Genomic DNA, 3,112 nt, shown 5'->3' with positions numbered 1-3,112 from the left:
AGGAAGCCGAGCGCAAAGCATTAGAAATGGAAAAGAAAGTTAATTCACCTGAGTTCAAAAAGCAGATTGAAGAAGCTGAGAAACGCGCCAGAGAAGTTGAAAAGCAGGTTAATTCACCAGAATTCCAAATGCGGATAAAAGAAGCTGAAAAAGCTGCAGCAGAAGCAGCAAAGAGAAAGAACTCCGCGGATATTGTTTTCCAGAACGAAAAGAAAGAAGTGAACATCTATATCGACGGTAAACTTGTGACACAGGAAGAAATGAACAGCCTGTCCCCCAACCGCATCGAAAGAATGAATGTTTATAAGAAAGGATACAACGGCAGCAAAGCCAACGAAATTCATATAACAACCAAAAAATAACGCCAACAATTACCAACGCTAAAGCCTCAGAACTTTAGCGTTTATTTTTGTACTGGCTTTGAGGATGTGATAATTTTCATGTACCGTTGGTTTAATATTTTCCTTAACTTTAATCTATCAAAATTCCTAAAATTTAAAGTCATGGAAAACCACAACCTAACCCACGAATTTCCTGAATACACAGACAAAATCAATGTCCTGAAGCTGAATGACGAAATTTTCAGAAAAATGTATGTGAATTATGAGGAGGTAAACGCGCTCATTCAGCATTACGAAGAAGGAGAACAGAATCACACTACCGACGATCACTTAACCGATTTACGCAAAAAAAGAGTTCATTTAAAAGATGATCTTTATTCATACTTAAGGCAGAACTAGATTTACATATCAATCTGTTCCCAAAGCGGCCGATGAAGCCGCTTTTTCCATGCACTGACGCTGCGGAATTCTCATCTAATCAAAACAGATAGGCCGGTAACCAAACCCACTCCTGACTACCTCAATTAAACTTTCTTTAATTTTCTGTATTAATTTCTGTTAATTCTATATCAGTTTGCAAATTATCCGGTAAAAAAGATTACTTTTGCACCGTCAAAAAACGATTATGCAAAACATTAGAAATATCGCAATCATTGCGCACGTTGACCACGGAAAGACTACACTGGTCGACAAAATCATTCACGCCACCAGTGTTTTCCGCGAAAATCAGGAATCCGGTGATCTTATCATGGACAATAATGACCTTGAAAGAGAGCGTGGAATTACCATCTTATCAAAAAACATTTCGGTAACTTATAAAGACACCAAAATTAATGTAATCGATACGCCCGGTCACGCCGATTTCGGTGGTGAGGTGGAAAGAGTACTGAAAATGGCTGACGGAGTTTTACTTTTGGTAGATGCCTTCGAAGGACCAATGCCGCAGACGCGTTTCGTACTTCAGAAAGCTTTGGAATTAGGCCTTAGACCGGTTGTGGTAATTAACAAAGTTGATAAGCCAAACTGCCGTCCGGACGAAGTTCACGATCAGGTATTTGATCTGTTCTTCAACCTTAACGCTACCGAAGAACAGCTTGATTTCCCTACATTCTACGGTTCATCAAAACAGGGCTGGTTCAATACTTCACTGGAGCCTACAGATAATATCTTCCCACTTTTAGACGGTATTTTAGAGCACGTTCCTGCTCCTGATGCGAAGGAAGGTCCGCTGAGAATGCAGATTACTTCTCTTGATTTCTCTTCTTTCCTTGGGAGAATCGCGATTGGTAAAATCACCCAGGGTTCTGTAAAAGAATCGGAATGGATTGGTCTGGCACAGGAAGACGGCAACATCATCAAAGGAAAAGTAAAGGAATTATACGTTTTTGAAGGTCTCGGTAAAAAGAAAGTTCAGGAAGTAAAAGCAGGTGATATCTGCGCGATTGTAGGTTTCGATAAATTCCAGATCGGTGATTCATTCGTAGATCTTGAAAATCCGGATCCATTGCCGCGTACCGCTATCGATGAGCCGACTTTGAACATGACATTCTCCATCAACAACTCTCCCTTCTTCGGAAAAGACGGTAAATATGTAACTTCAAATCACCTGAAAGAAAGGTTGATGAAAGAGTTAGAGAAAAACTTAGCATTAAGAGTAGAGCCTACTGAAGATGCAAACACCTTCCTGGTATTCGGACGTGGTATTCTTCACCTTTCTGTTTTGATCGAAACGATGAGAAGAGAAGGTTACGAAATGACCATCGGGCAGCCGCAGGTAATCCTTAGAGAAATTGATGGTGTTAAATGCGAGCCGTACGAATCAATGGTAGTTGACGTACCTGAAGAATATGCATCAAGAGTAATCGATTTGGCTACACAGCGTAAAGGTGATCTTCACATCATGGAAACCAAAGGTGAAATGCAGCACATGGAATTCGAAATTCCTTCAAGAGGATTAATCGGTCTGCGTTCTCAAATGCTTACTGCAACTGCGGGTGAAGCTATTATGGCGCACCGTTTCGTAGATTACAAGCCTTTCAAAGGAGCAATTCCAGGAAGACTGGTAGGTGTTTTGGTGAGTAAAGGTCAGGGACCGGCTACAGAATACTCGATTGCGAAACTTCAGGACAGAGGTAAATTCTTTGTTGATCCGGGTGAGGAAATCTACGAAGGTATGATCGTGGGCGAACAGAACAAACCTGGAGATTTGGTGGTAAACATTGTTGAGGCAAAACAGCTGAACAACATGCGTGCATCAGGGAAGGATAAAGACGGCAGCGTCGCTCCGAAAATCTTATTCTCTCTTGAAGAATGTATGGAATACATCCAGGGCGACGAAGCCATCGAGGTAACTCCGAACTTCATCAGAATGCGTAAGAAAGTTCTTTCTGAAAACGAAAGAAAGCGTATCGAAAGAGGCGCGAAAGGATAATTGATTCTGAATCATATACAGCGCTGTTAGAGCTCCAAGCTCTAACAGCGCTTTTTAATTAAGCTCCGTCTGTCGGGGCTTTTTTTTTATAATGTAAAAAATAACCACCAACCGGTTTAGGGTGAAAACACGGTTTGGGAATTAAGGTTTTTTTATATTCCCGCAACCTGGAACCGGAGATTTCTTACCCTTTACTTTGACATTCCTTTGACATTCCTTTGACATTCCTTTGACATTCCTTTAGAACTAAAGAGAATTTAAAATAGTGGTCAAATATTTGATACATCATTTTTCACCAACACTAAAAAATAAAGATATGAAAGCAGCAGTTTTTCACAGT

3 protein-coding genes are annotated in these 3,112 nt (G+C 40.6%); all 3 read left to right on the top strand.

Translation table 11 applies throughout. The features are described from left to right. The coding region (locus V5N63_RS10360) for a hypothetical protein (protein ID WP_332033878.1) at nucleotides 1–362 on the top strand (362 nt) is incomplete at its 5' end. Between the two features lie 141 nt (nucleotides 363–503). Continuing rightward, entirely contained in the window at nucleotides 504–740 is a 237-nt protein-coding gene (locus tag V5N63_RS10355) for a YdcH family protein (RefSeq protein ID WP_265144497.1), read from the top strand. Between the two features lie 226 nt (nucleotides 741–966). Further along, nucleotides 967–2,772, top strand: a complete 1,806-nt coding sequence (typA, locus tag V5N63_RS10350; protein ID WP_332033877.1) for a translational GTPase TypA — start codon at nucleotides 967–969, stop codon at nucleotides 2,770–2,772. Nucleotides 2,773–3,112 lie beyond the last annotated feature (340 nt).

Source organism: Kaistella sp., assembly GCF_032060305.1.
In the GTDB taxonomy this organism is placed as follows: domain Bacteria; phylum Bacteroidota; class Bacteroidia; order Flavobacteriales; family Weeksellaceae; genus Kaistella; species Kaistella yananensis.
Note: the sequence above shows the minus strand (reverse complement) of the source record. Positions and strands in the feature narration are given on the sequence as shown.